The organism is Sorangium sp. So ce693 (genome assembly GCF_051521375.1).
Classification (GTDB): Bacteria; Myxococcota_A; Polyangia; order Polyangiales; family Polyangiaceae; genus Sorangium; species Sorangium atrum.
Genome location: NZ_CP150347.1, coordinates 8,581,254 through 8,602,856, shown reverse-complemented (window position 1 = coordinate 8,602,856; position 21,603 = coordinate 8,581,254). Strand labels below are relative to the sequence as shown.

Annotated in this window: 19 protein-coding genes; 14 read left to right on the top strand and 5 right to left on the bottom strand. The window is 71.5% G+C overall.

The window, feature by feature from the left end:
• The first annotated feature begins 61 nt into the window (after positions 1–61).
• Positions 62–688, top strand: coding sequence for a hypothetical protein (locus WMF14_RS32000; RefSeq protein WP_437792387.1), 627 nt, complete (start codon positions 62–64; stop codon positions 686–688).
• Between the two features lie 15 nt (positions 689–703).
• On the opposite strand, the gene WMF14_RS31995 is transcribed toward WMF14_RS32000, so the two are convergent.
• Entirely contained in the window at positions 704–1,879 is a 1,176-nt protein-coding gene (locus WMF14_RS31995) for a hypothetical protein (RefSeq protein ID WP_437792385.1), read from the bottom strand.
• 42 nt (positions 1,880–1,921) lie between these two features.
• Here WMF14_RS31995 and WMF14_RS31990 point away from each other — a divergent pair, with 42 nt between their 5' ends.
• A complete protein-coding gene (locus WMF14_RS31990; RefSeq protein ID WP_437792384.1) occupies positions 1,922–4,774 on the top strand; it encodes an ATP-binding protein in 2,853 nt (950 codons plus the stop codon).
• Between the two features lie 65 nt (positions 4,775–4,839).
• Positions 4,840–5,328: an acyl-CoA thioesterase gene (locus WMF14_RS31985; RefSeq protein WP_272094701.1), complete on the top strand. Its 489-nt coding sequence runs from the start codon at positions 4,840–4,842 to the stop codon at positions 5,326–5,328.
• Between the two features lie 10 nt (positions 5,329–5,338).
• Here WMF14_RS31985 and WMF14_RS31980 read toward each other — a convergent pair whose 3' ends face one another.
• Both WMF14_RS31980 and WMF14_RS31975 read right to left on the bottom strand, forming a co-directional pair.
• A complete protein-coding gene (locus WMF14_RS31980; protein ID WP_437323789.1) occupies positions 5,339–6,076 on the bottom strand; it encodes a M15 family metallopeptidase in 738 nt (245 codons plus the stop codon).
• A 195-nt stretch (positions 6,077–6,271) separates the two neighbouring features.
• Complete coding sequence (locus WMF14_RS31975; protein ID WP_272094699.1) at positions 6,272–6,667, bottom strand: VOC family protein; 396 nt, start codon at positions 6,665–6,667, stop codon at positions 6,272–6,274.
• Between the two features lie 1,000 nt (positions 6,668–7,667).
• Here WMF14_RS31975 and WMF14_RS31970 point away from each other — a divergent pair.
• The 3 genes from WMF14_RS31970 to WMF14_RS31960 all read left to right on the top strand — a co-directional run bounded on the left by WMF14_RS31970 (position 7,668) and on the right by WMF14_RS31960 (position 11,454).
• On the top strand, positions 7,668–8,252 hold the full coding sequence (locus WMF14_RS31970) for a DUF2378 family protein (protein ID WP_437792381.1): 585 nt from the start codon (positions 7,668–7,670) through the stop codon (positions 8,250–8,252).
• An 838-nt stretch (positions 8,253–9,090) separates the two neighbouring features.
• Complete coding sequence (locus WMF14_RS31965; protein ID WP_437792378.1) at positions 9,091–9,534, top strand: gamma-glutamylcyclotransferase family protein; 444 nt, start codon at positions 9,091–9,093, stop codon at positions 9,532–9,534.
• A gap of 180 nt (positions 9,535–9,714) precedes the next feature.
• Complete coding sequence (locus WMF14_RS31960; RefSeq protein ID WP_437792376.1) at positions 9,715–11,454, top strand: ATP-binding protein; 1,740 nt, start codon at positions 9,715–9,717, stop codon at positions 11,452–11,454.
• Positions 11,455–11,520: 66 nt separating this feature from the next.
• Here WMF14_RS31960 and WMF14_RS31955 read toward each other — a convergent pair whose 3' ends face one another.
• Positions 11,521–12,552 carry an isocitrate/isopropylmalate dehydrogenase family protein gene (locus WMF14_RS31955; RefSeq protein WP_437792374.1) on the bottom strand — a complete coding sequence of 344 codons (1,032 nt, stop codon included), beginning with the start codon at positions 12,550–12,552 and terminating at the stop codon, positions 11,521–11,523.
• Between the two features lie 164 nt (positions 12,553–12,716).
• Between WMF14_RS31955 and WMF14_RS31950 the strand changes: the two genes are divergently transcribed.
• Entirely contained in the window at positions 12,717–13,772 is a 1,056-nt protein-coding gene (locus tag WMF14_RS31950) for a serine/threonine-protein kinase (protein ID WP_272094694.1), read from the top strand.
• Positions 13,773–13,835: 63 nt separating this feature from the next.
• Here the strand turns inward: WMF14_RS31950 and WMF14_RS31945 are convergent, their stop codons facing one another.
• Positions 13,836–14,702: an oxygenase MpaB family protein gene (locus WMF14_RS31945; RefSeq protein ID WP_437792370.1), complete on the bottom strand. Its 867-nt coding sequence runs from the start codon at positions 14,700–14,702 to the stop codon at positions 13,836–13,838.
• Between the two features lie 348 nt (positions 14,703–15,050).
• Here WMF14_RS31945 and WMF14_RS31940 point away from each other — a divergent pair, with 348 nt between their 5' ends.
• From WMF14_RS31940 to ptsP, 7 genes are all read left to right on the top strand, one after another.
• Positions 15,051–15,395 carry a sigma-70 domain-containing protein gene (locus WMF14_RS31940; RefSeq protein WP_272094692.1) on the top strand — a complete coding sequence of 115 codons (345 nt, stop codon included), beginning with the start codon at positions 15,051–15,053 and terminating at the stop codon, positions 15,393–15,395.
• Positions 15,396–15,675: 280 nt separating this feature from the next.
• Positions 15,676–16,044, top strand: coding sequence for a ribosome hibernation-promoting factor, HPF/YfiA family (gene hpf, locus WMF14_RS31935; RefSeq protein ID WP_272094691.1), 369 nt, complete (start codon positions 15,676–15,678; stop codon positions 16,042–16,044).
• Positions 16,045–16,522: 478 nt separating this feature from the next.
• Positions 16,523–17,002 carry a PTS sugar transporter subunit IIA gene (locus WMF14_RS31930; protein WP_272094690.1) on the top strand — a complete coding sequence of 160 codons (480 nt, stop codon included), beginning with the start codon at positions 16,523–16,525 and terminating at the stop codon, positions 17,000–17,002.
• Between the two features lie 44 nt (positions 17,003–17,046).
• Positions 17,047–18,294: an HPr(Ser) kinase/phosphatase gene (gene hprK, locus WMF14_RS31925; RefSeq protein ID WP_437792367.1), complete on the top strand. Its 1,248-nt coding sequence runs from the start codon at positions 17,047–17,049 to the stop codon at positions 18,292–18,294.
• Positions 18,291–19,352: an RNase adapter RapZ gene (rapZ, locus tag WMF14_RS31920; RefSeq protein ID WP_272094688.1), complete on the top strand. Its 1,062-nt coding sequence runs from the start codon at positions 18,291–18,293 to the stop codon at positions 19,350–19,352. The genes hprK and rapZ overlap by 4 nt, the downstream gene beginning before the upstream one ends.
• Positions 19,349–19,633, top strand: a complete 285-nt coding sequence (locus WMF14_RS31915) for an HPr family phosphocarrier protein (protein WP_437792365.1) — start codon at positions 19,349–19,351, stop codon at positions 19,631–19,633. Before rapZ ends, WMF14_RS31915 begins: the two co-directional genes overlap by 4 nt.
• Entirely contained in the window at positions 19,630–21,600 is a 1,971-nt protein-coding gene (gene ptsP, locus WMF14_RS31910; protein WP_437792362.1) for a phosphoenolpyruvate--protein phosphotransferase, read from the top strand. Before WMF14_RS31915 ends, ptsP begins: the two co-directional genes overlap by 4 nt.
• The last annotated feature ends 3 nt before the right edge of the window (positions 21,601–21,603 follow it).

Here is a 21,603-nt window from a genome sequence, read left to right as displayed (position 1 = left end):
CGTCGCGCCTGGACCCGGAGAGAAGTCCTCGGGCAGACTGGGGCGGATCAAGGGGGTGTTCATGCCGCAAGAGGACTCCCACACCTCGATTCCCACGCTGCCGTCCGCGGCATCGCTCATCGCCAGCGATCACGATCGCCGCGCGCTGCTCGCGGCGCTCACGTTCGTCGGCAGGCCCCCCCGGAGCGCGGAGGCGCTCTCGACCTGGTTCGAGAAGCACCTCGTGGCAGCCGGGAGGATGCAGCCGCCGGCCTACGTGACCGAGGGCTTCTCCAAGCAGGTAGCGCTCGGCCCTCAGGTCCCGGCGGCCCCCGATGCATCGGAGATAGAGCAGCTCGTCGACGCGGCGCGGCTCCGGGTGCTCGCCTCGCTTCGCGCCTTCATGCCGCCCGTCGCAGACGATCGCTTCCTCGCCGCGGCCATCGACGGCGGGCGCGTGCGCCGCGCCGGAGGCGTCGCGCCGTGGGAGCCGTGCCCGTGCGAGGAAGACCTGCTCAGCGACATCGTCCTGAGCCTCTTCGCCGCGGACATCCTCAACTTCCGCGAGTTCCACGACGCCTATCTCTGCGTCTGCAAGACCTGCTTTCGCATCGACTTCGACCCGAGCCAGTCCGGTCGCACCGGCTGCCCCGAGCACGAGCCGACCGTCACCGTCAACGTGATGCGCCGCAGCCGTCCGTCGCTCTGACGCGTCTCCCTGGGCTCAGAGGCAGCCGAGGCGGCACTTGGACGCCTGCTCCAGGCAATCCGACAGGCAGCCCTGATAACGCTGGTACTGCGTGCTCTGCGTGGGCTCTCTACCGCACTGCGTCGCCCTGCACGCCTGGTGTCGCCGCTCGCACGCACCCAGGCACCCGGTATTGCCGCCGGCGGGCGCAAGGCCAGCCGCGGCCGCCGCACGGGGCACCGCCCCCGGAGACGCCGGCGGCGCGCCCGGCGCCTGCGCGGCAGGCGGATCGCTCCGCTGCGCCGGGGTGGTCCGGTACCCCGCCGAGGCAGGCGACGGCCCGCAGCGCTCGAAGGCGCGGCGCATCACGTCCTCCGCCGAGCCGGGCTGGATCTCGCACGCGCGCGCGAGGCTCTCGATCCTGCGGTCGATCGCGGCGGCCGCGCGCGACGCGACCCCGTCCGGCCGCGTCGCCGGCGGTGGGGCGCCCCTCTGCGTGGCGCTCGCGGACGCGGTGATCCCGCGCACAGCGTCGTCCCCCGTCGCGCTCGACGCCCTGCCGATGAGGAAGGCCACGATGAGGCTCACCGCCACGAGCCCCAGGGCGGCGAGCGCGAGCCGCGAATCGATGCGGCGCGGCCCGCGCGCCGGCGCGCCGGCGCGCGGGGGGCCGGCCGGGAGATGCGCCGGCCCCGCGGCGCCGGGCTGCGGCGCCTTTTCGGGCTGCGGCCCGGTGACGTTCGGCGTCCGCGGGGTAGGCGCGATCGCCGGCGGCGCCAGCGTCGCGACCTCCAGGGGAGGCGATGGGGCCACCATCGGCGAGAGGTTCGGCAGCGGCGCCGGCCGGGGGATGTCCGTGTGCGCCGGTTCGCTCGACGCAGCGGACGGCACCGTCGGCGTGTCGGGCCACTCCACGAGCGGCCTCGCCGCGCGGAGCCTGTCGACGAGCGGCCCGAGCTCGCGCCGCTGCTCGAAGCGCCGGACGAGCTCGTACGCCGCTCCCTGGATCCCCCGCTCCCAGGGGATGTCCGGCACGCCGAGCTCCTCCGCGAAGCGGCGCAGCTCGGCCAGGCTGAAGCAAGCCGTGATACGCCCGCGGATCTCCGCGGCGCTGCGCGCCGTGCTCCCCGACGTCCCCGTGCCCTCGCCGTCCACGCTCGGCAGCTTACCGCACACGCCACCGAAGCCGAACCTGGTATAGGCTCCGGACATCGTGTCCGGCGCTGCGGCACCCGGGGACGTGGAGGCCAGGAGATGAGCCGAGAGGACAGTGCAATTGGCGCGGCGCCGCCCGCCCTCGCGCCGCTGATCGGGCGCGAGGCGGAGCTGTCGGCCCTGGCCCGCGCGCTCGACGCGGTGGAGAGGGAGCGCTCCACGCGGACCGTGACGCTCGTCGGCCCGCCGGGCATCGGCAAGAGCAGGCTCGTGCGCGAGTTCCTCGAGCGGCGGCGCCAGGGCTCCGCCGCGCTGCGCGTCACCTCGGGCAGCGCGGGCGACATGGCGTCCGCGTACGGCGTCTTCACCCGGCTCCTGCGCGCCCGCTTCGGCCTCTCCGACGGCATGGACAAGGACGCGGCCCGCGCCGAGGTCCGCTCGCAGGTCGCGCACGTGATGGGCGACCGCAAGGTCGGCGACGTCATCTACTTCCTCGGCCAGTTCATCGGGCTCGCGTTCGGCGACAGCCCGCTCACCCGCGCGGTGCAGGACGATCCCGCGCAGGCCGACCTCATCCGCCGCGCCGTCCTGAAGGCGTTCCTCGAGGCGGACGCAGTCCACGGCCCCCTGTGCCTCGTCTTCGAGGACCTCCACGCGGCCCACGACGACTCCCTCGCGCTCCTGCGCTACCTCATCGAGTACCTCACAGGCCCGGTCCTGATCGTCTGCGCCGCCCGCCCCGAGCTGCTCACCCGCCAGGACGACTGGGGCAAGGTCGGCGACCGGCGCCACGCGCTCCTGGAGCTCACGCCGCTCGGCGAGGCCGCCGCGGCGGAGCTGGCGAGGGCGCTGCTCGCGCCCTGCGCGCCGCGCGGGAGCGACGACCTCGTCATCATCGACGTCGTCGACGTCGTCGACGCGAAGCGCCCCGACTCGCAGCCCCAGCCGGGCGTGCCGTCGGAGCTCGTCGAGGCGGCCTGCTCCTTCGCGAACGGCAACCCGGCGCTGCTCGAGCAGATGGTCCGCATCTGCCACGAGCAGGGCGTGATCGAGGAGCTCTCGCCCGACTCCGCGGGCGGGCCGCGCTGGCGCGTGCACCTCGGGAAGCTGTCGACGGCGCGCCTGCCGATGACGGTCGAGGACGCCGTGAACGTCCGCCTCGCCGCGCTCGATCACGACGGCCGGCAGCTGCTCGAGCAGGCCGCGACGATCGGCCCGGTGTTCTGGAGCGGCGCGCTGTTCGTCCTCGGCAGGGCCGGCTGTCAGGCCCCCGAGCTGTGGGGGGAGGAGCAGAGCGACAAGGATCTCGACCGGATCAACGCCGCGCTGCGCTCGCTGTGCGACCGCGGCTACCTGCGCAAGCAGAGCGAGTCGAGCTTCGCGGGCTCGGACGAGTATGTGTTCGTGCACGCCAAGGAGCGCGAGGCGCTCCAGAAGCGGATGAGCGCCGCGGCCCAGCGGCGGTACCACCACGCGATCGCCGAGTGGCTGGAGCAGCAGGTGGCGGTGCGCGCGAGCGAGGAGTTCCTCGCCGAGCTCGCGACGCACCGCGAGCGCATCGGCGACGCGGTGCGGGCGGGGCTCTCGCTGCTCGACGCCGGGGACGTGGCGCGCGGGCGCTACTCGAACGCGAAGGCGGCGGAGTACTACGCGCGCGGGCTCTCGCTGCTCGGCGACGCGCACGTCGCGCGGCGCATCGACGCGCTCCACGACTACGGCGACGTCCTCCAGCTCGCCGGGCGCATCGACGACGCGCTCGCCGCGTTCCGCGAGATGCTGACGCTCGCCTACCGGCTCGACAACCGGCGCAAGGGCGGGGCCGCGCACAACCGCATCGGGCGCCTCTACCGCGAGAGCGGCTCGCTCGACGAGGCCGGCAAGCACCTCACGACCGCGCTCCGCCTCTTCGAGGGCGCGCGGGACGAGCGGGGGATCGCCTCGACGATCGACGACATCGGCAAGCTGCACTGGCTCCGGGGCGAGTACCAGGAGGCGCTGAAATGGCTGCGCGACGCGCTCGCCCGCCGCGAGCGGATGGGGGATCGCCGCTCGATCGCGCTGTCGCTGAACAACCTCGGCCTCGCCCTGCAGGACTCCGGCGAGTTCAAGCAGGCGCTCAACACGTTCGAGCGGTCGCTCGCGATCCGGCGCGAGATATCGGACCTGCTCGGCGTCATGATGAGCCTGAACAACCTCGGCATGATCGCGCAGGACCAGCGCGATCACCGCCACGCCCTCGAGCTCTTCGAGGAGGCGCTGGAGGTGGCGCGGCAGGTCGGCGATCGCAACCGCACGGCGCTGATCCTGACGAACATCGGCGGGACGCTCTACCGGAGCGGCGATCCCGACGAGGCGGTGCGCGTGCTGCAGCAGGCCGAGGAGCTCTGCGACGGGCTCGGCGACCGGCTCGGCCTGGCCGAGGTGCGGCGCGCCCTCGGGAAGGCCTACATGCTCCGGGGCGATCTGGAGAAGGCGCGCGACTCGATCAGCCGGGCGGTGGACCTGTTCGCGTCGGTCCGGAGCAAGGTGCACCTCGGCATCGCGCTCCGGACGCTCGGCGAGATCACGGCGGCGGGCGGCTGGGGCAGCGCGCACACGAAGAGCGCGCGCGCGTATTTCGCGCGCTCGGTGAGCATCTTCGAGGAGACGGGGAACGAACTCGAGCTCGCGCGCACGTTCCAGGCCTACGCGCGGTTCCTGACGACCGACCGCAGCTTCGTGGCGAACATGGCGGCGCGGCGCGAGGCGGTGGCGATGAACGAGAAGGCCGAGGCGATCTTCGGGCGGCTGAAGGTCACGTCGGTGCGCCTGGAGGACGAGCCCACGCTCCCGACGGGCCCGCCGGGCCAGTCGGCCCCCACGAAGTCGTCGGTCAACGCGAGCCCTGGCCGCTCGCCCACCTCCGAAGAGCCGTCGTTCCCGAGCCCGGGCAGGGCCTCGACCTCCAGCTGAGGCCGGGTGATCCGGGCGGGCCGGCGTGCTCTGGCGCGGGGGGGCGCCCGTGATACGCATGCCGGGTGAAGGCCCTGCACGAGAAGCGCGTCTCCGAGTCGGTCACGACGATGACCGAGTACGTCCTGCCGACGCACGCGAACGCGCTCGGCTCGATCTTCGGCGGGCAGGTGCTCGCGTGGATCGACCTGTGCGCCGCCATCTGCGCGCAGCGGCACACCGGCAGCGCGGTCGTCACCGCGGGCATCGACGACCTCTCGTTCGATCATGGGATCAAGGTCGGTCAGGTCGTCCGCCTGGCCGCGCGGGTGACGGCGACCTTCCGCACGTCGCTCGAGATCCTGGTGTCGGTCGAGGGAGAGGAGGCGATGACGGGCGCCATCTGGCCCATGGTCACGGCCTTCGTGACGTTCGTGGCGGTCGACGCGTCGCTCAGGCCGACCGCGGTGCCGCCGATCGTCCTCGAGACGGACGACGATCGCCGCCTCGCCGAGGCCGCGGCGGAGCGGCGCGCGCGGCGGCTCTCGCGGCGCGGGGGCGGCCGCGGCGCGTGATGGCCGCGCGCTACTTCTTCTTGATCCGGTCGGGATCCCCGAGGAACTCGAAGTGCATCGTGTCCTCGAGGTCGTCGTGTCCCAGCCAGTCGAAGCCGTAGCGCTCGAACGCCTTGATCCAGCAGCGGGACAGGGCCGTGCGCTCGTAGGCAGTGCGCTTCTTCTCCTGGCACAGCGGGCTCGTGGGCCACGGGTCGACGCAGCCGCAGCACGGGTTCCGGTCGGGATCGATGTCGATGGCGATGCCGAAGAGGTGGTTCGAGATCTCGGCGCCGCGGTAGCTGTTCGCCGTGCGGAACCCGCCGACCGCGCGCGGCGTGTAGCGGCGGGACTTGCGGGTGCACGTCGAGCGGATCCGCTTCTCGACGCAGTGGAGCGCGGGCGCGATCTTCTCGTGGATGGAGAGCGGGAGGCCCATGAACTGCACGGTCGTCGCCTGGGAGTGGGCGCTCTCGGAGTTGTGGCGCCGCGTCTCGTCGGTCTCGACGTGGCCGTAGTGCTCGGCGAGGTAGCGGACCGCTTTGGCGTGCTTCGTCGGGTTGAGCATCCCCTTCTGGACGAAGGTGCGCCGCTTCAGGAACTTCTGCGGGCTCTGCACGCGGCACTCGTAGCTCTTCGCCTTTTTTCCCCGGGCCGGCTCCTTGGCCTCCGCGACGGGCCCGCCGCCGAGCCCCGAGGGGCCGGCCGCGAGCAGGGCGATCGCTGCTGCCACGAGCAGGTGCACCCGTGTCCGTCCGTTCGCGTTCACGGCCGGAGGTTAAGCAGGCCGTGTCAGGCGCGGCAAGGACTTGCCGTAAAAGCCTGTCAGGAGAACCACCGTCAGGGAGACGAGCGCATTCTTGCAGCGGGCAGCAGACGGCGCGCTGCATCGCTCGCGGCCGCACGGTCCGTGCGAGCTCATGAGGTGAGCTGCGGCGAGCTCATGAGGTGAGCTGCGGCGAGCTCATGGAGAGGTCCACGGCGAGCAGATCTCCACGAGGACGCCGTTCAGGTCGCGAACGTAGGAGACGCGCTGTCCCCACGGCTTGTCATGGGGCTCCGATACAGGCGCTGCGCCGGCCTTCACGGCGCGCGCGAACGCCGCGTCGACGTCCTCGCTCGTGACGATGATCTCGAGCCCGGCGGGGCGCTCCCCTGGCCGGTTCTTCGCGAGCTCGGGGAGGCTCTTCTGAGCGAAGTCCTCCTGCACGAACCCGAGCGGCACCTTGCCCTTCAGCTCGCAGTATTCTTTGCCGCTGGAGACGAAGCTGCGCTCGAAGCCAAACGCGCGCTCGTAGAACGCGGCAGCTTCCACCGCATCGGGCACATAGACGATCACGCCACCCAGTCCTGTGTTCATGAAGTCCTCCTCGGGGGTCCAGCCCCACGCGCCGGCATCCTAGGGCGGCGCTGCTGACAGCGTCCGGTCAGCAGCCTCGCTCCATGCACGGGCGCGAGCGAGGCGCGAAACGCTCGCGCATGAACCCCCTCACCACGCTTCGATCGATGGCAGAGCACGACGCCCGGTCGAACCAGAGGCTCCCCACGCTCGACGCCGAGGTGCAGCTTCTGCGCGGCCGAAGTGCGGCTTCTGCGCGGCCGAAGTGCGGCTTCTGCACGCGGACCACGTCCAGGTCGAGCGCGTGGGGAGCGCGCAGGTCCACCTCGTCGTCCACCAGATTCATCGTGGGCAGGCGCACGCGATGCTCGCCGGTGCTCGCGTGAAACCGCCGCCGCTCGACGGTTCTTCAGGGCCGAGGAGCTTCCGCGGCGCGAGCGGAGCTCCGCGAGATCGGCACTCCCGGTGCGTCAACGCGACGCCTCACGGCGCGTCGAGGCGAGTCTCCGGGCGTATCGATGCGAATTTCAAGGCACGTCGAGGCGAGCCTCGAGGCAACTTGACGCGAGCCTCACGGCGCGTTGACGCGCTGTTCCTTCGGCTCGGCACGCTGGCGGGTGTGTGCCGCCGCAGACGCGTGCGCCGGCGGGAGCGGAGAACAACACCGTCCCGGTCATCTCCACGCGGTTGCACCGCTGAACCAGCGTTTCATCCATGCAAGGGAAATCTGGCATGAACCCCGGGTTCACGCGGTGACTCGTTCAGTGAGTGGTCGGCATGGCCGTTGCTAGATGGGTCGTGTGCCCTTCGCTGCGGCGGTTGCCGCAAGCGGCCTTTGTGTTGAGTCTTTTTTTGCGGCGAGCTCCCTATGAAAGAGGTCCGCAGCGACCAGCGCCGGCAAGCGAACGAGACGCCCATTCCCAAGAGCGGTGTCATGCGCGCCGTGCCCCGAAGCGTCGCGCCGCCGAGCGCACCGTCCACAGAGGGGCTGCTTGTCGGGCCGAACGGAGCTTCGTTCGAGGTGCGTCCTTCCGATCCGCTCCTCGGCAACATCGACATCGACGCCGTGGTGGCGGGGGTCCCCGAGTCCTACGCGATGAAGGGGATGTTCTTCAACGCGCTGGCGGCGACGCTCGGGGAGCGTTTCGCTCAGGTGGTGACGACGTTGTCGAGCCCGCCGAGGGGGGGGCTCTACCTGCCGTTCTCGGACTATCCGACGCGCGACTTCCTGCGCCTCTACGACGCGGCCGCGCGTCTCTCGCACCCGAACCGGAGCTCGCGGGAAGGCTACCGCCGCCTCGCGCGGCAGCAGGTCGGGGCGTTCAGGGAAAGCGCGCTCGGCAGGATCACGATGCACCTCGCGACCGACCCGGGCGCCGCGCTGATGCGCTACACGGGGAGCCTGGGCGCGCTCGTGAAGGGGCCGTTGGCCAGGGCGCGGCAGCTGGGGCCGTCGGAGGTGCAGATCGACATCAGCAGCCATCGCGGTACGCTGGAGTACCCGCTGGGGAACTTCGAGGCGCTCGTCATGGGGTACGGCGCCAAGCCGACCATCTCGGTCGAGGTGCGTGGGGCGGAGACGCTTCAGTTCCTCGTTAGCTGGTAACCCGCGGGCCGGTGGGCCGCGCCGGCGGGAGGGTCCACGCGGCGGGGGCGGGCGGGCGCTCGGCCATCCGCCAAGACGGGGACCGAGGCGCTTGCGCTGAGAACACCACCCGGCATGTCTCCCTTCGGGCCATGCCTGCTGGGACGTTGTGTTGCGCGCCACACAAGGCGCGCCTGAGACGTAGAGCCCCCTGCGACCTTATGGCACCTCGGTCGGTGCTCGCCGCGCCCACCCGCCCCCGCCGCGTGGACCCTCCCGCCGGCGCTACGGCGGTAGGGGGGATCCGGTGGTGGAGAGGGGGCGACGGCGGTGAGCGGTTGCCGTGCGCGCTCGCGGTGAGGGCGGTGCTGGATCAGGGCGGGGTAGTCGAGACATAGAGAGTTGCGATGATTTGAGTCGGCTTGCGGCCGTTTTATCGAGCCTGGCGACGATAGATATCTTCGTTCAGCGCGAGTTGATCTTGAATCGATGGGGGGAGGGATCGAGGTCGCCTCCGAGAAGTGGATGTCGCCTTCCCAGATGGTGAATGCTTGGTCGAATGAGAGCCGCATTCGCGCTGAGCAGGAGAATTGGGGGCTGTGCGCAAGACTGCGCTCGAACTGCTGTCGAACGCGAGCGTCAAGCGAGCATGAGGCGCTGTAGGAACTGGTGGATGCTCCTTGGAACCGGCGAGTCGCTCGCGGAACCACGGCTCGCCGCAGGTGCGCAGGTGCAACATTCCTCTGGAGCTACATGACCATCACGGCCTCGCCAGCGTCGCTCCGACCAGCCTTGCGCTCGCGCCCTCCCTTTGCGAGCGTCGGAGGGGGGCCGCAGAGCCCGTCCGAGGACCACGCCAATGACTACCCACGAGATCGTCCTCTTCGTCTACGACAACCTCATGACGGGCGAGGACCAACACGAATGGCTCGCATCAGCTCGCCCGCTCGGTGTGGCGACCACGACACCGCAGTACGCGCTCGTCGACCTCGGCACCAGCGGCGCCCTCGTCCAGGGAGGGCTCATCGCCGTGACCGGCGAGCTCTATGCCATCGCTCCGGCTGCGCTGGCAGCGCTCGACGTGCACCGCGGACACCCGGTCTTGTACCGGAGAGCAGCCATCCGCCTCGCCGACGGCCGCGAAGCGCAGGCCTACCTCCTCTCCATGGAGCAGGCCGCCGGCTGCCGACGCGTCCGCGAGGGCGACTGGCGGAAACGCCGCGGCGCGCCCGGCGCTGTGCGGACCCGGGACAATAGCCCGCTCGTGAGCTGGGCGAAGCGCCGCTTCGACCCCTCCCGCTGACCAGTCTGCGCGCTCCTCTCTCCCCTTCGCATGGCGCTCGGCGCGAGTCGTCGCTGCGCAGGCACACAAGCCTTCCCTCGACGCACTGCGCATACTGTACCCTGGGAGCAGGCAGGGCGCGTCGCTCGTGGAACGGCGCGTGCCAGCGCAGGTGCTATGGGCATGGCGGCGAGGGAAAGCGTGGCGGGAATCTCAGCGCACGACCAACTCGGCGACAACGACGGCGAGCCTGAATCCGCCGCTGCCCAGCTCGCCGAGGTCGTCGTCGAGGCGGCCGCCGCGCTTTCAGGGAAGTTTCAGCCGCAAGCGCTCCGCGAGATCATCGCCGAGCAAGCCGCCCGGCTGCTCAACGCAGACCTCTCGCTCCTCTATGGCGCTGCAGTGGAGCACCACGCGCGGCCGATCCGGCTGGTCGCCTCCTCCAACCTGCCGAGCGCGGTCGCCGCGCAGCTCGCGGACCTCACAGGCACGTCGTCCCTCGTGCTGCGCGCCGCGGAGAGCCGCCGCATCGAGCATGCCGTGGTCGACCAGGCCGCCTGCGAGCGCTTCTCCGACCTGAGCGCGCTCGGGGCCAGCACGAGGCCCCACTGGGTCCTGTCTGCGCCCCTGCTCAGCGCAGACCGGCTCTTCGGCGTCCTCTTCTGCGCGTTCGGCAGCCGCAGCGCACCTTTGCAGGAGATCCTCCCGTGCGTGCGGGCCCTCTGCGCGCTGTTCGCGCTCGCGCTCGCGGGCGCCGAGCCCACCGCGGGCGCGCGAATGCGCTCCGGGGGCGCCGAGTACGTGCGGGGCGCGGACGCGCCGGGGCCCACCGAAGCTGCTTTGCACGAGGTCGAGTGGCGCCTCGCGGAGGAGCGGCGATGGCTGCGCAGCGTCATCGAAGACTTCCCTGTCGCCATCGCCATCCTGGACGAGCGCGGCGGCCCCTCGCTCCTCGCGAGCCGCCGCTGCCAGGAGCTCTGCGGCGGGCCACACCCGCTCGAGGCGCTACATATGGGGCGAGGTGCGCTTTTGTGTGAACCAGGGGGGCGGCCGCTCCTGCTGCCTGAAATGCCCCTCGTTCGCGCGGCGCGTGGCGAGGGGACGATGTGTAAGGAACTGTGGTTTCGAAGGACGGACGGGAGCTACGTCCCCGTCGTGGTGAGCGCTGGGCCCATCCGGGGCGAGGGCGGCGCGATCCATGGGGCCATCGCGAGCTACGAGGACGTCACCAATTTCAGGGAGATCCAGCGGCTCCGCGAGGAGTGGACCTCCCTCGTGGCGCACGACCTCAAGCAACCGCTCTCCGCGATCTCCGCCTACGCGGGCATGCTGTCGCGGCTGCCCGAGTCCGCCGGTGCGACGGCGTGGACCCAGAAGATCCTGTCGAACGTCCGCCGCCTCGATCGGATGGCCGAAGACCTGCTCGACGCCTCCAAGATCGAGGCGAGGCACCTCTCCCTCGAGCGGCAGCCGACGGACGTGCGCGCCCTGCTCCAGGCGAACGTCGAGCTCGCAGCCGCTGAGAGGCCCGATCGGGCGATCGTGCTGACAGCGGACGAGGCCGTGCCGCTCGTCCTCGTGGACGCGGCGCGCATGGATCAGGTGCTCGGGAACCTCCTTCTCAACGCCGCCAAGTACGGCGATCCCGACGCGCCGACCCGCGTGACGCTCTCTCTCCGCGACGCCGAGGTCGAGGTCGCGATCGAGAACCGCGGGCCGGGCATCCCCCCGGACGAGCTGCCAAGGCTGTTCCAGCGCTTCCAGCGGCTCTCGTCACCCCCGTCCCGGGGCCGACCGCCCGGCACCGGCCTCGGGCTCTACATCTGCAAGGGCATCGTCGAGGCGCACGGCGGCCGGATCTGGGCGCAGAGCGAGCTGGACAAGGTGACGTCCTTCCACTTCACGCTCCCCCTCCCGGAAGCGCCCTCGGGCCGCGGCTGACCCCGCGGGCCACCGCGGCCTGCGCCGCGGCGATGGGGCGAGATCCGCCGTGCTGACGTCGCCCGCTCAGCCGTTCTTGATGCGCGCCACGATGGCGTCGGTGAGCGTCTTCGTGTCCGCCTTGCCGCCGAGATCGCGGGTGCGGACCCCGTCCAGGTTCAGCGCCCCGTCGATCCCGGCGCGCAGGCGGCCGGCGAGCTCCCGGTGGTCCACGTGATCGAGCATCATCGCGGCGGCGAGCATGAGCGCGATCGGGTTCGCCACGCCCTTGCCGGCGATGTCCGGCGCCGAGCCGTGCACCGCCTCGAAGATCGCGGCGTGCTGGCCGATGTTCGCCCCCGGCGCCATGCCGAGGCCGCCGACGAGGCCCGCGATCTCGTCCGAGAGGATGTCCCCGAAGAGGTTCGTCGTGACGATGACATCGAACTGCCACGGGTTCAGCACGAGCTGCATCGCGCATGCGTCCACGATCCGCTCGTCGGTCGCCACGCGTCCCTCGTAGCCCTTGCTCACCTCGCGCGACGTCTCCAGGAAGATGCCCGTGAGCGCCTTCATGATGTTCGCCTTGTGGACGATGGTGACCTTCTTGCGGCCGTGCTTCTCCGCGTAGTCGTAGGCGAACTCGGCGATGCGGCGCGAGCCGACCCGGGTGTTCACGCCGGAGCCGATCGCCACCGCCTGCTCGTCGCTGCCGATCGGGATGTAGTGCTCGAAGCCCACGTAGAGACCCTCGAGGTTCTCCCGCACGAGCACGATGTCGATGTTCTCGTAGCGACCGCCCGGGATGAGCGTCCGCGCGGGGCGCACGTTGGCGAAGAGCTTGAACTCCTGCCGCAGGCGCACGTTCGAGGAGCGGTACCCGCCGCCGATCGGCGTCTCGAGCGGCCCCTTGAGCGCGAGCTTCGTGCGGTGAATGCTGTCGAGCGTGGCCCGCGGCAGCGGGTCGCCGGCGTCCTTGACGCCGGCCATGCCGGCCACGCACGTCTCCCATTCAAAAGGCGCGCCGAGCGTGTCGAGGGCGCGCAGCGTCGCGTCCACGATCTCGGGGCCGATGCCGTCGCCGGGGATGAGGGTCGCAGGGTGCTTCTGTGAGGTCACGGGCTGTCTCTCGATCTCGGGGTGAGTCGTCGCGTCGACGAGGAAAGGCGCACGCATAGCCGAGGTGCGCGCCGCGATCCACCTCGCCGGAGCTGCGCCGCGCGCCGCCCGCCCGCAAGTCCCTTGAGGATCCCCGCCCCCGCCGCCATCATGACGCGGGTCCCATGATTTGCCCGCGCTGCCACCGCGCGTACACCGATCGCTCGTACGGCTTCTGCCCCGACGACGGCGCGCGCCTCGTCCAGTCGCTGTCGGCCGCGCCGCCCGCGCAGCCGACGCGGCAGTTCGGCGCCATCCTCGAGGATCGCTATGTGATCCAGGGCTTCATCGGCGCCGGCGGCATGTCGCGCGTGTACCTCGCGGCGGACAGCCGCACGAAGGAGCAGGTCGCGATCAAGATCCTGAACCGCAGCTTCGCCGCCGATCGGGCCCAGCGCGAGCGGTTCCTCCGCGAGCTCGAGGTGGCGGCCGAGCTCGGGCACCCCAACATCGTCCGGGTCCTCGACGCGGGCGAGCGCAAGGACGGGTCCCCGTTCATCGTGCTCGAGCTGCTCACCGGCGAGTCGCTCGGCGTCCTGCTCCGCCGCGAGGTGGCCGTGAGCGAGGCCGTCGCGCTTCCGCTGATACGGCAGGCGGCGTCGGCGCTCGCCCTGGCGCACGCGGCCGGCGTCATCCACCGCGACGTGAAGCCGGACAACCTGTTCCTCGTCCGCTCCCCGGGCGGCCCGCGCGTGCTCAAGATGATGGATTTCGGCTTCGCGAAGCTGAAGACGGGCCCCACCACCGCCGCCGGTCTCGTGCTGGGCACCGTCCCCTACATGGCCCCGGAGCAGGCCCTCGCCGATCCCATCGACGGCCGCACCGACGTCTATGCCCTCGGCGTCACCATGTTCCGCATGCTCGCCGGCCTGCTGCCGTTCTCCTCGCCGGACGACGTGGTGGTCGTCGCCCAGCACGCCTGCACCCCGGCCCCCCGGCTCAGCACGATCCGGCCCGGCATCGATCGGCGCATCGAGGCGCTGGTCGCCACCGCGCTCCGCAAGGCCCCCGAGAACCGCTACGACTCGATGCAATCGCTCCTGGAGGACGTCGAGCGCATCCTCGGCGTCCGCCCCGGCGAGCCGATCGGCGTGCCGCTCAGGAAGACCCCGGACGTCTACGAGCCGGTGAACCGCGCCGCCCGGGAGGCGCTCAAGTTCCTGCGGCGCCAGCTGCCCTGAGCCGGCAGGCGCCCGCGCGCCCGGCGCAGCGGCCGGGCTCGCCGGCCCGTGGAGCTGCGCTGGTCACCGCGCGCCGAGATCCTCGATACGGTAGCCGTCCGGGTACGTGCGGTTCCTCAGCCGAGTGAGCAGGCGCGGCGAGCGCCGGCGCGGCATGGCCCGCAAGAGCGGGCCGCGCGCGCGGAGCGCCGCCTGCACGAGGCCGCGCAGCCCGGGCGGAGGCCGCGGCAGCCCGACGGCGTCGAGCATGCGATCGTCGATCATCGCGTGGAGGACCGGCGCCCCGAGCGGCCATAGCGCTCTCGGCAGCGCCCAGCCCAGCACGAGGTCCCGCGTCGCGACGGCGAGCCTCCGGTTGTCCTCCGAGAACCGCAGGTGCTCCGCCTCGTAATCGAGGTTGAACCGCTCGAACGCCTCGTAGCTCGGCGGGATATCCTTGATGTTCATCAGCCCCCCGACCTGCTTCCAGTAGTGGTACGCCGCGAGCTTCTCCTTTTCGAGCAGCGCGCGCCAGGCGAAGCGCTCGTTCCAGCGGATGGGCTCGAAGATGAACGTCGACAACGTGTACAGGTACTCGTCGTTCGGGATGGCGTAACGCCCGTGCTGCCGGTTCATGCGCCGCAGCGCCGCCCGGCCGCGGTCGCTGTCGTATCCGTTCTCCAGCATCTCGGAGAGGATGAGGACCGTGTCGTCGTAGCGCTTCTGGGTGCGCTGGAGGAGCTCCCCTGTCTGCACCAGGAGCGGTGTGCCCTTGGCGATCCCGAACACACGGAACAGCGCGAGCTCGAGGGCGTGCTGCGTGTCCCAAGGGAAATCATAGCACGTCGAGAGAAATGCAATCTCCTGATGATCCTTGACCGGATCCAGGTTTGCTTCGATATGGTCGCGGATCGCATAACGCGATCGCGATTCGGGAGGGGCCCAGCGCATGGAAGATCTCCTGATGTGTATCCGCCCGATGACGCGTCCATTTCTATCATGCCTCACGCATCCTGGCGGAAACATCGCTGAACAGATGAAGACGTCGGTCGTGGCGAGCGTGGCGAGACGAGGTGAGGTGCGGTTCACCGTGGAGCGCCGTGATCATGAGCCGTGATGCGGCGGCGGGCCCGCGGCGGGCGAGCCGGCTGGCCAGGCTCCGCGCGGCGAGGCCGCGGGGAGGGCCGCGGAGCGCGGCGCCGAGACGCTCGATCAGCTCGGTCTCGCGCTCGGCTTTCGGGCCTGCTTTCGCGCGCGCAGGCGCGTGCGCGGCCTGCGCGAAGGTGGCACGCTAGCGCCGTGCCGCCTGTCATCGACGACATGATCCAGGAGCTCCTTACACGCCATAGGTCGACCGGTCGGGTGGACCTCAACGACATCGCCGAAGTCGTCGACCGGCGGGCGGTCTCGTACGAGGAGGTGGAGTACATCATCGACCGGCTGGAGTCGGAGGGCCTCCGCGTCGCCGAGCCGCTCGATCCGGGCGATGTCGAGGTGCTCCGGGCCGTCCTCGCGAGCGCGAGGCGGCTCGCGGCCGAGCTCGGGCGCACACCCACGATCGGCGAGATCGCGCTGGCCTCGGGCCAGGCCCCGCACACGGTGCGCCGGGCGCTGGAACAAGCGGGGCGTGCCAAGGCTTGTTGAGAGGAGGCGCGCTCGCCGCGCAGGACGCAGCGCGGCAAGCCATGGTGACGCGTGGGCACGACCAGGTGCGCGAGAGGTGGCGAGCGGCGCCAAGCCGCGACAATTCCCGGCAAGTTGGGGCAAGACCCGCAGAAACGGAACGACGCCAAACAAAACGAAAGCGCTGCGCCGTTGAGTGCAGACTGGAGCTCTACATCAGTGTTACTATGGAGATGGAGGGGTGCTCTGTAGCCGTAGTCGATTGTTTCATCTACGCATCAGGGAAGGAAGGCTGGACCCGATGAACATCACGATCACGTTCCGGCATATGGTGGGTACCGACGCCGTGAAGAAGTACGCCCACGAGAAGGTGGCCAAGCTCCAGAAGTTTCTTAGGCAGGCGATGACGGCGCAGGTCACCCTCTCCGTAGAGGGTCTGACGCATGTCGCCGACGTTCGCATCTCCTCCGGCAGTCTAGCCTTCCATGCGACCGAACGGGGTGAGGACATGTACGCGTCGATCGACACGGTCCACGACAAGCTCGAGCGGCAGATCCGCGATGGAAAGGGACACACCATGGCGCGGAAGCGCGGCGCGACGAGCGCCGGCGAGTACGCCGTGGAGGTGGAGCGCGAAGCGGTGGCCTCGGCGGGGCGCACCCGATCGTAAACCACCGGGCGCTCCGCCGAGGCGCGGCGCGCGAACCGGAGCGAGGGCCGCCGCGCCCGCTGGCGCGGCGCGCTCCCGCCCCGTGAGCCGCCGCTCGCGGGCGAGGCGGCGCGCTCCCCCCTGTGAGCCGCCGCTCGCGGGCGAGGCGGCGCGCTCCCCCTGTGAGCCGCCGCGGCGGCGCGCTCCCTCCGCGTGAGCCGCAGCCCTCGCCGCGGCGGCGAAGGGCGCTCGTCTCTATCGGCTCGCCCCCAGCGCACGCACGACCTGCCCGGAGCGCCGCGGCGGTCGCCCAGCGACCGCGGCGCGAAGATCGCTCCCTCCGGGACGCTCGCCGCGATAGCGTCCTTGAGTCGCGTACCCGAGGTCCCCAGGGTACGATGGCCACATCGGCTCGCTTGGCCCTGGCCGAGCGCCGCGCCGACCGTGCCACGTGCGCCGTTCCAGAGCCCTCTCACCTCGCCCGAGCGCCGAAATCAGCATGCAAGTCCGCGACATCTTGACCGCGCACCAGGTATCCGTCGCCAGCGAGCAGGAGGGGGTCGTCCGCTCGAAGGCGGACGCGCTCCGCCGGCTCGCCGCCCTGCTCGCGACAGGACAGCCGGGGGTCAAGGCCGACGACATCGAGCGGGTGCTCGGCGAGCGCGAGCGCCTGCAGTCCACCGGCGTCGGCAGCGGCGTGGCCATCCCCCACGGCGCGATGGAGGGCGTCGATCGGCTGATCGGCGCGGTCCTGATCTGCCCGAAGCCGATCGACTTCGACGCGATCGACGGGGCGCCGGTGTCGATCCTCGTGGCCGTGATCGGGCCGAAGCGCGCCACGGGCGAGCACCTGAAGACGCTGGCGCGCATCTCCCGTCTGCTGCGGGACGAAAGCTTCAGGCGGCGGCTGCTCGGCGCCTCGACCGGGCGCGCGGCGTTCGAGCTCATCGCCGCCGAGGAAGGGAGGTCGGTGTCATGAGCGGCCCGCGCAGCAGCGGACAGGAAGGGGAAGGAGGCGGCCGGATGCCCCCCTCGACCGGCGGAGGGCGCGCGGACCGCCCCGTCATCGCGGTGCGGAGCCTGATGGCCGACGAGGGGCTCGGCATCGATCTCACGCTCATCGCCGGCGCCGCGGGCCTCGATCGGCCCATCATGAACACCCGCATCCAGAAGTCCGGGCTCGCGCTCGTCGGCCACTTCCACGGCATCGTGCCGACGCGGGTGCAGATCCTCGGGCAGACAGAGCTCTCGTTCCTCCACAAGCTCTCCCGCGAAGACCGGCTCCTGTCGCTGCGCGGCTTCTTCGAGCTCGGCCTGTGCTGCGTCATCGTCACGCAGGGCGATCAGCCGTTCGAGGCGAACGGCTCCGGCATCGGGTTCGTCCCTGTGCCTGAGCTCGCGCAGTGCGCCGAGGAGACCGGGACGCCGCTCCTCGTCTCGGCCGTGCGATCGAGCGCCACGATCACCGCGCTGCACGCGCTGCTCGACGATCGCCTGGCGCCGCGACTGCGCCTGCACGGCGTGCTCGTCGACGTCTTCGGCGTGGGCCTCCTTCTCATGGGGTCGAGCGCGATCGGCAAGAGCGAGTGCGCGCTCGATCTCGTGATGCGCGGCCACCGGCTCGTGGCCGACGACGCCGTGGAGTGCGATTACCGCCCGCCCGGCATGGTCTTCGGGGCCCCGGCGGAGCTCCTCCGGTACCACCTCGAGGTGCGTGGCCTCGGCATCCTCAACGTGAAGGACCTCTTCGGCGTCACGTCGATCCGCGAGCGCAAGCGGATCGACGTCGTGGTGAAGCTGGTCGAGTGGTCGAAGGACACCGAGTACGATCGGCTCGGGCTGGACGAGCGGTACCACACCATCCTCGGCGTGAAGATCCGGGAGCTCGTCATCCCCGTGCGCCCGGGCCGCGACATGGCGTCGATCCTCGAGGTCGCCGCCCGCAACGAGCTCCTGAAGAACGCCGGGTTCCACGCGGCCCGCGAGTTCTTCGGCAACGTCGAGGGCGAGCTGCTCCGCGAGCGTTCGCCGGAGGAGTCGTCCATCCCCCCGCCGACGAGGCTCGCCGAGGAGGGCGCCTCGCGGAGCGCCGCGCCGCCCGGCCCGCCCCGGCCACCGCCGCCCGGCCGCGGCGTGGACGCGCCGAACCCCCCGAGCAGCGCCTTCCGGCCGCCCGCGGATCGGGGCAGGCCGCCCCCCGATCGCCCGAGCTCCGGGTTCAGCCCCACGGAGTCGTCCGTGAGCCTGCCGCGGCCGAGGAGGCGAGGGTGAGCAACGCAGGCGATCAGCAGCAGCACGGCCTGCACGGGCCCGACGGCGCGCCGGGGCGCGTCGTCGTCGTCACGGGCCTCTCCGGCGCGGGCAAGTCGACGGCGCTCCACGCCCTGGAGGACCTCGGCTTCTTCTGCGTCGACAACCTGCCCACGTCGCTCGTGCAGCCGGCAGTCGAGGCGTGCGAGTCGGGCGGGATCACCCGGATCGGGCTCGGCATCGACGTCCGGGTGGGCTCCTTCCTGGCGGGCGCCACGGCGGCGCTCGACTCCATCCGGAACGGACGGGACGTGGTGATCCTCTTCCTCGACGCCTCGGACGAGACGCTGCTCCGGCGCTTCAGCGAGACGCGGCGCCCGCACCCGCTGACGACCGGCGGCAGCGGCGCCATCGCGATGCTCGACGGCGTCCTCCTCGAGCGCGAGCGGCTCGCGTCGTTGCGGGCCAGGGCGACCATCGAGCTCGACACGACCCGGCTGTCGACGCACGACCTGCGCCGCGTCGTCATCGAGCGGCTGCGCCCCTCGAAGGTCGAGGTGCCCCGGATGTCCACCCGGTTCGTCTCGTTCGGTTACAAGTACGGCATCCCGCTCGACGCCGATCTGCTCTTCGACGTCCGCTTCCTCGACAACCCGTATTTCGTCCACGGCCTCCGCGAGCTCACGGGGAACGACGAGCCGGTGCGGGAGTACATCCTGAAGAACGCGGATGCCCTCGAGTTCATCTGCAGGACAGAGCAGCTCCTCTCGTTCTGCATGCCGCGCTACGCCAGCGAAGGAAAGAGCTACCTCACCGTCGGCATCGGGTGCACCGGCGGTCGGCACCGCTCCGTCGTGCTCACCAACGCGCTCAGCGACAGCCTGCGGCGGAAGACGGGGCTGCCCATCACGGTCGTGCACCGGGACGTCGCCCGGGTGAGCGCGAGTGGTGTACCCTCGGGGGTGGGAGAGGGCATGGCCGGGGCGCCCGGCGTGGATCTCCGGCTGGCGCAGCCGGGAGCGACCCCGTCGGAGCCTCGCCCGGCGTCGGACACGAGCGTGACGGGGGGCGAGCGGTGACGACCGAGGCGGTAACGAGGCGGTTCACCATCATCAATGTGCGCGGGCTCCACGCGCGCGCCGCGACGAAGCTCGTGCAGCTCGCGGGGCGCTACGACTGCGAGATCTCGCTGGCCGGGCCGGACGGGCAGTCGGCCAACGCGAAGAGCGTGATGGGCGTGCTGCTGCTCTGCGGCTCGATGGGCACGCAGATCGAGGTCAGCGCGACGGGCGATCAGGCCGCCGACGCCGTCTCCGCCATCGGCGAGCTGATCGCCGCGCGCTTCGGAGAGCACGAGTGACGCGCGGCCCGAGCGCGCTCTCGTCGGACGCCCCGGACGAGCACCCCGCCCCGGCGGACGCGGTCCGGAGCGACTCGGCGGCGCCCGGCGCCCGGGTCGACTCGATGCCGCCCGGCGCCCGGACGGAGACGCTGCGGGGCATCGCCGGGTCGCCCGGCGTCGCCATCGGCGCGGCCGTCGTGATGGGCGGGCATCGGACGAACCACCCGCGCCGCCGCGTCGGCTCCAGCGAGATCACGGCGGAGCTCGAGCGCTTCGAGGCCGCGGTCGAGCGCGCGCAGGACGAGCTGCGCGACATGGCGAAGCGCGTCGGCGATCACCGCGCCGAGGCGTCGATCCTCGAAGCCTACCTGCTGATGCTCGGCGACGAGGCGCTCGCCGACGCCGTGAAGCGCCAGGTCACCGAGGAGCGCCGCTGCGCCGAGTGGGCGGTGGCGGCCGCGTGCGAGGCGATCGCGGGCCGCTTCGCCGCGCTCGACGACCCGTACCTGCGCGAGCGCAGCCACGACGTCATGTTCGTCGGCGAGCGCCTCCTGCGCGCCTTCAGCCTCCCGCCCCAGGAGCCGCCGTCCTCGCGCGACACCTCGCCGCTCTCCACGCGCAGCCTGATCGAGCTGCAGAACTCGATCGCCATGCCGGCGACGTTCGGCGCGGCGCTCCCGCGCTTCTCCGGGCCGACGATCCTGATCGCGCACGACCTGTCGCCGGCCGACACCGCGGCGATGGTCGACGAGCCGGTCGTCGGCTTCGTCACCGAGGTCGGCACCCGCACGAGCCACACCTCGATCATGGCGCGCGCGCTGGAGATCCCGGCCGTTGTCGGCGTCAGCGACGTGCTGCAGCGCGTGATCACGGGCGACGTCGTGGTGATCGACGGGCTGCGCGGCACGGTCGTCGTTCGCCCCGGCCCCGCCGAGCTCGCGGACGCGCGCGCCCGCGCCGAACGCTACGTCGCGCTCGGCAAGGAGCTCTCGGAGTCCAGGCACCGGGCCGCCCAGTCGAAGGACGGCGTCAAGGTGTCGCTCCGGGCGAACGTCGAGCTCCCTGCCGAGGCGATCCTCGCGCGCGACCAGGGCGCCGACGGCATCGGCCTCTACCGGACCGAGTTCCTCTACATCGACCGCTCGTCCCCGCCCTCGGAGGACCAGCAGTTCGAGATCTTCCGCGCCGTCGTCGAGGCGCTCCGCCCGAAGCCGGTCACGCTGCGCACCTTCGACATCGGCGGCGACAAGTTCGTCTCCACGTTCCAGGTGCCGCCCGAGATGAACCCGATGCTCGGCCTCCGCGCGGTCCGGCTCGCGCTCTCGCGCCCCGACGTCTTCCTCGAGCACCTCCGCGCCATGGTGCGCGCCTCCGCCTACGGCGACGTGCGGATCATGATCCCCATGGTCGCTGGCCTCGGCGAGCTCCGGCAGGTGCGCGCGCTGCTGCACCGCGCGCAGGAGCAGGTGCGCGCCCGAGGCCAGCCGTGCGCCGACGAGATCCCGCTCGGCGTGATGATCGAGGTGCCCTCGGCGGCGGTCATGGTCGACCATTTCGCGCGCGAGGCCGCGTTCCTGAGCCTCGGGACGAACGACCTGATCCAGTACGCGCTCGCGGTCGACCGGACCAGCCGCTCGCTCGCCTACCTGGCCTCGCCCTTCGATCCGTCGATCCTTCGGCTGATCACGAAGGTGATCCAGGCAGGCCAGGACTTCGGCAGGCCGGTCTCCCTCTGCGGCGCGATGGCGAGCGATCCGCTCGCCGCCCTGCTGCTGCTCGGCCTCGGCCTCCGCGACTTCTCGATGGAGGCGGCGGCGATCCCGGAGATCAAGGAGACGCTCCGGCGCATCACGGTCGCCGAGGCCGAGGCGGTCGCGGCGGAGGCGCTCGCCTGCGCGACGGCGGAGGAGGTCGAGTGCTGCGTCGCCGCCGCGTTCGCGCCGGACCTCTACGACCTGCTCACGGGAGAGCGCGCCACGCGGTGAGCG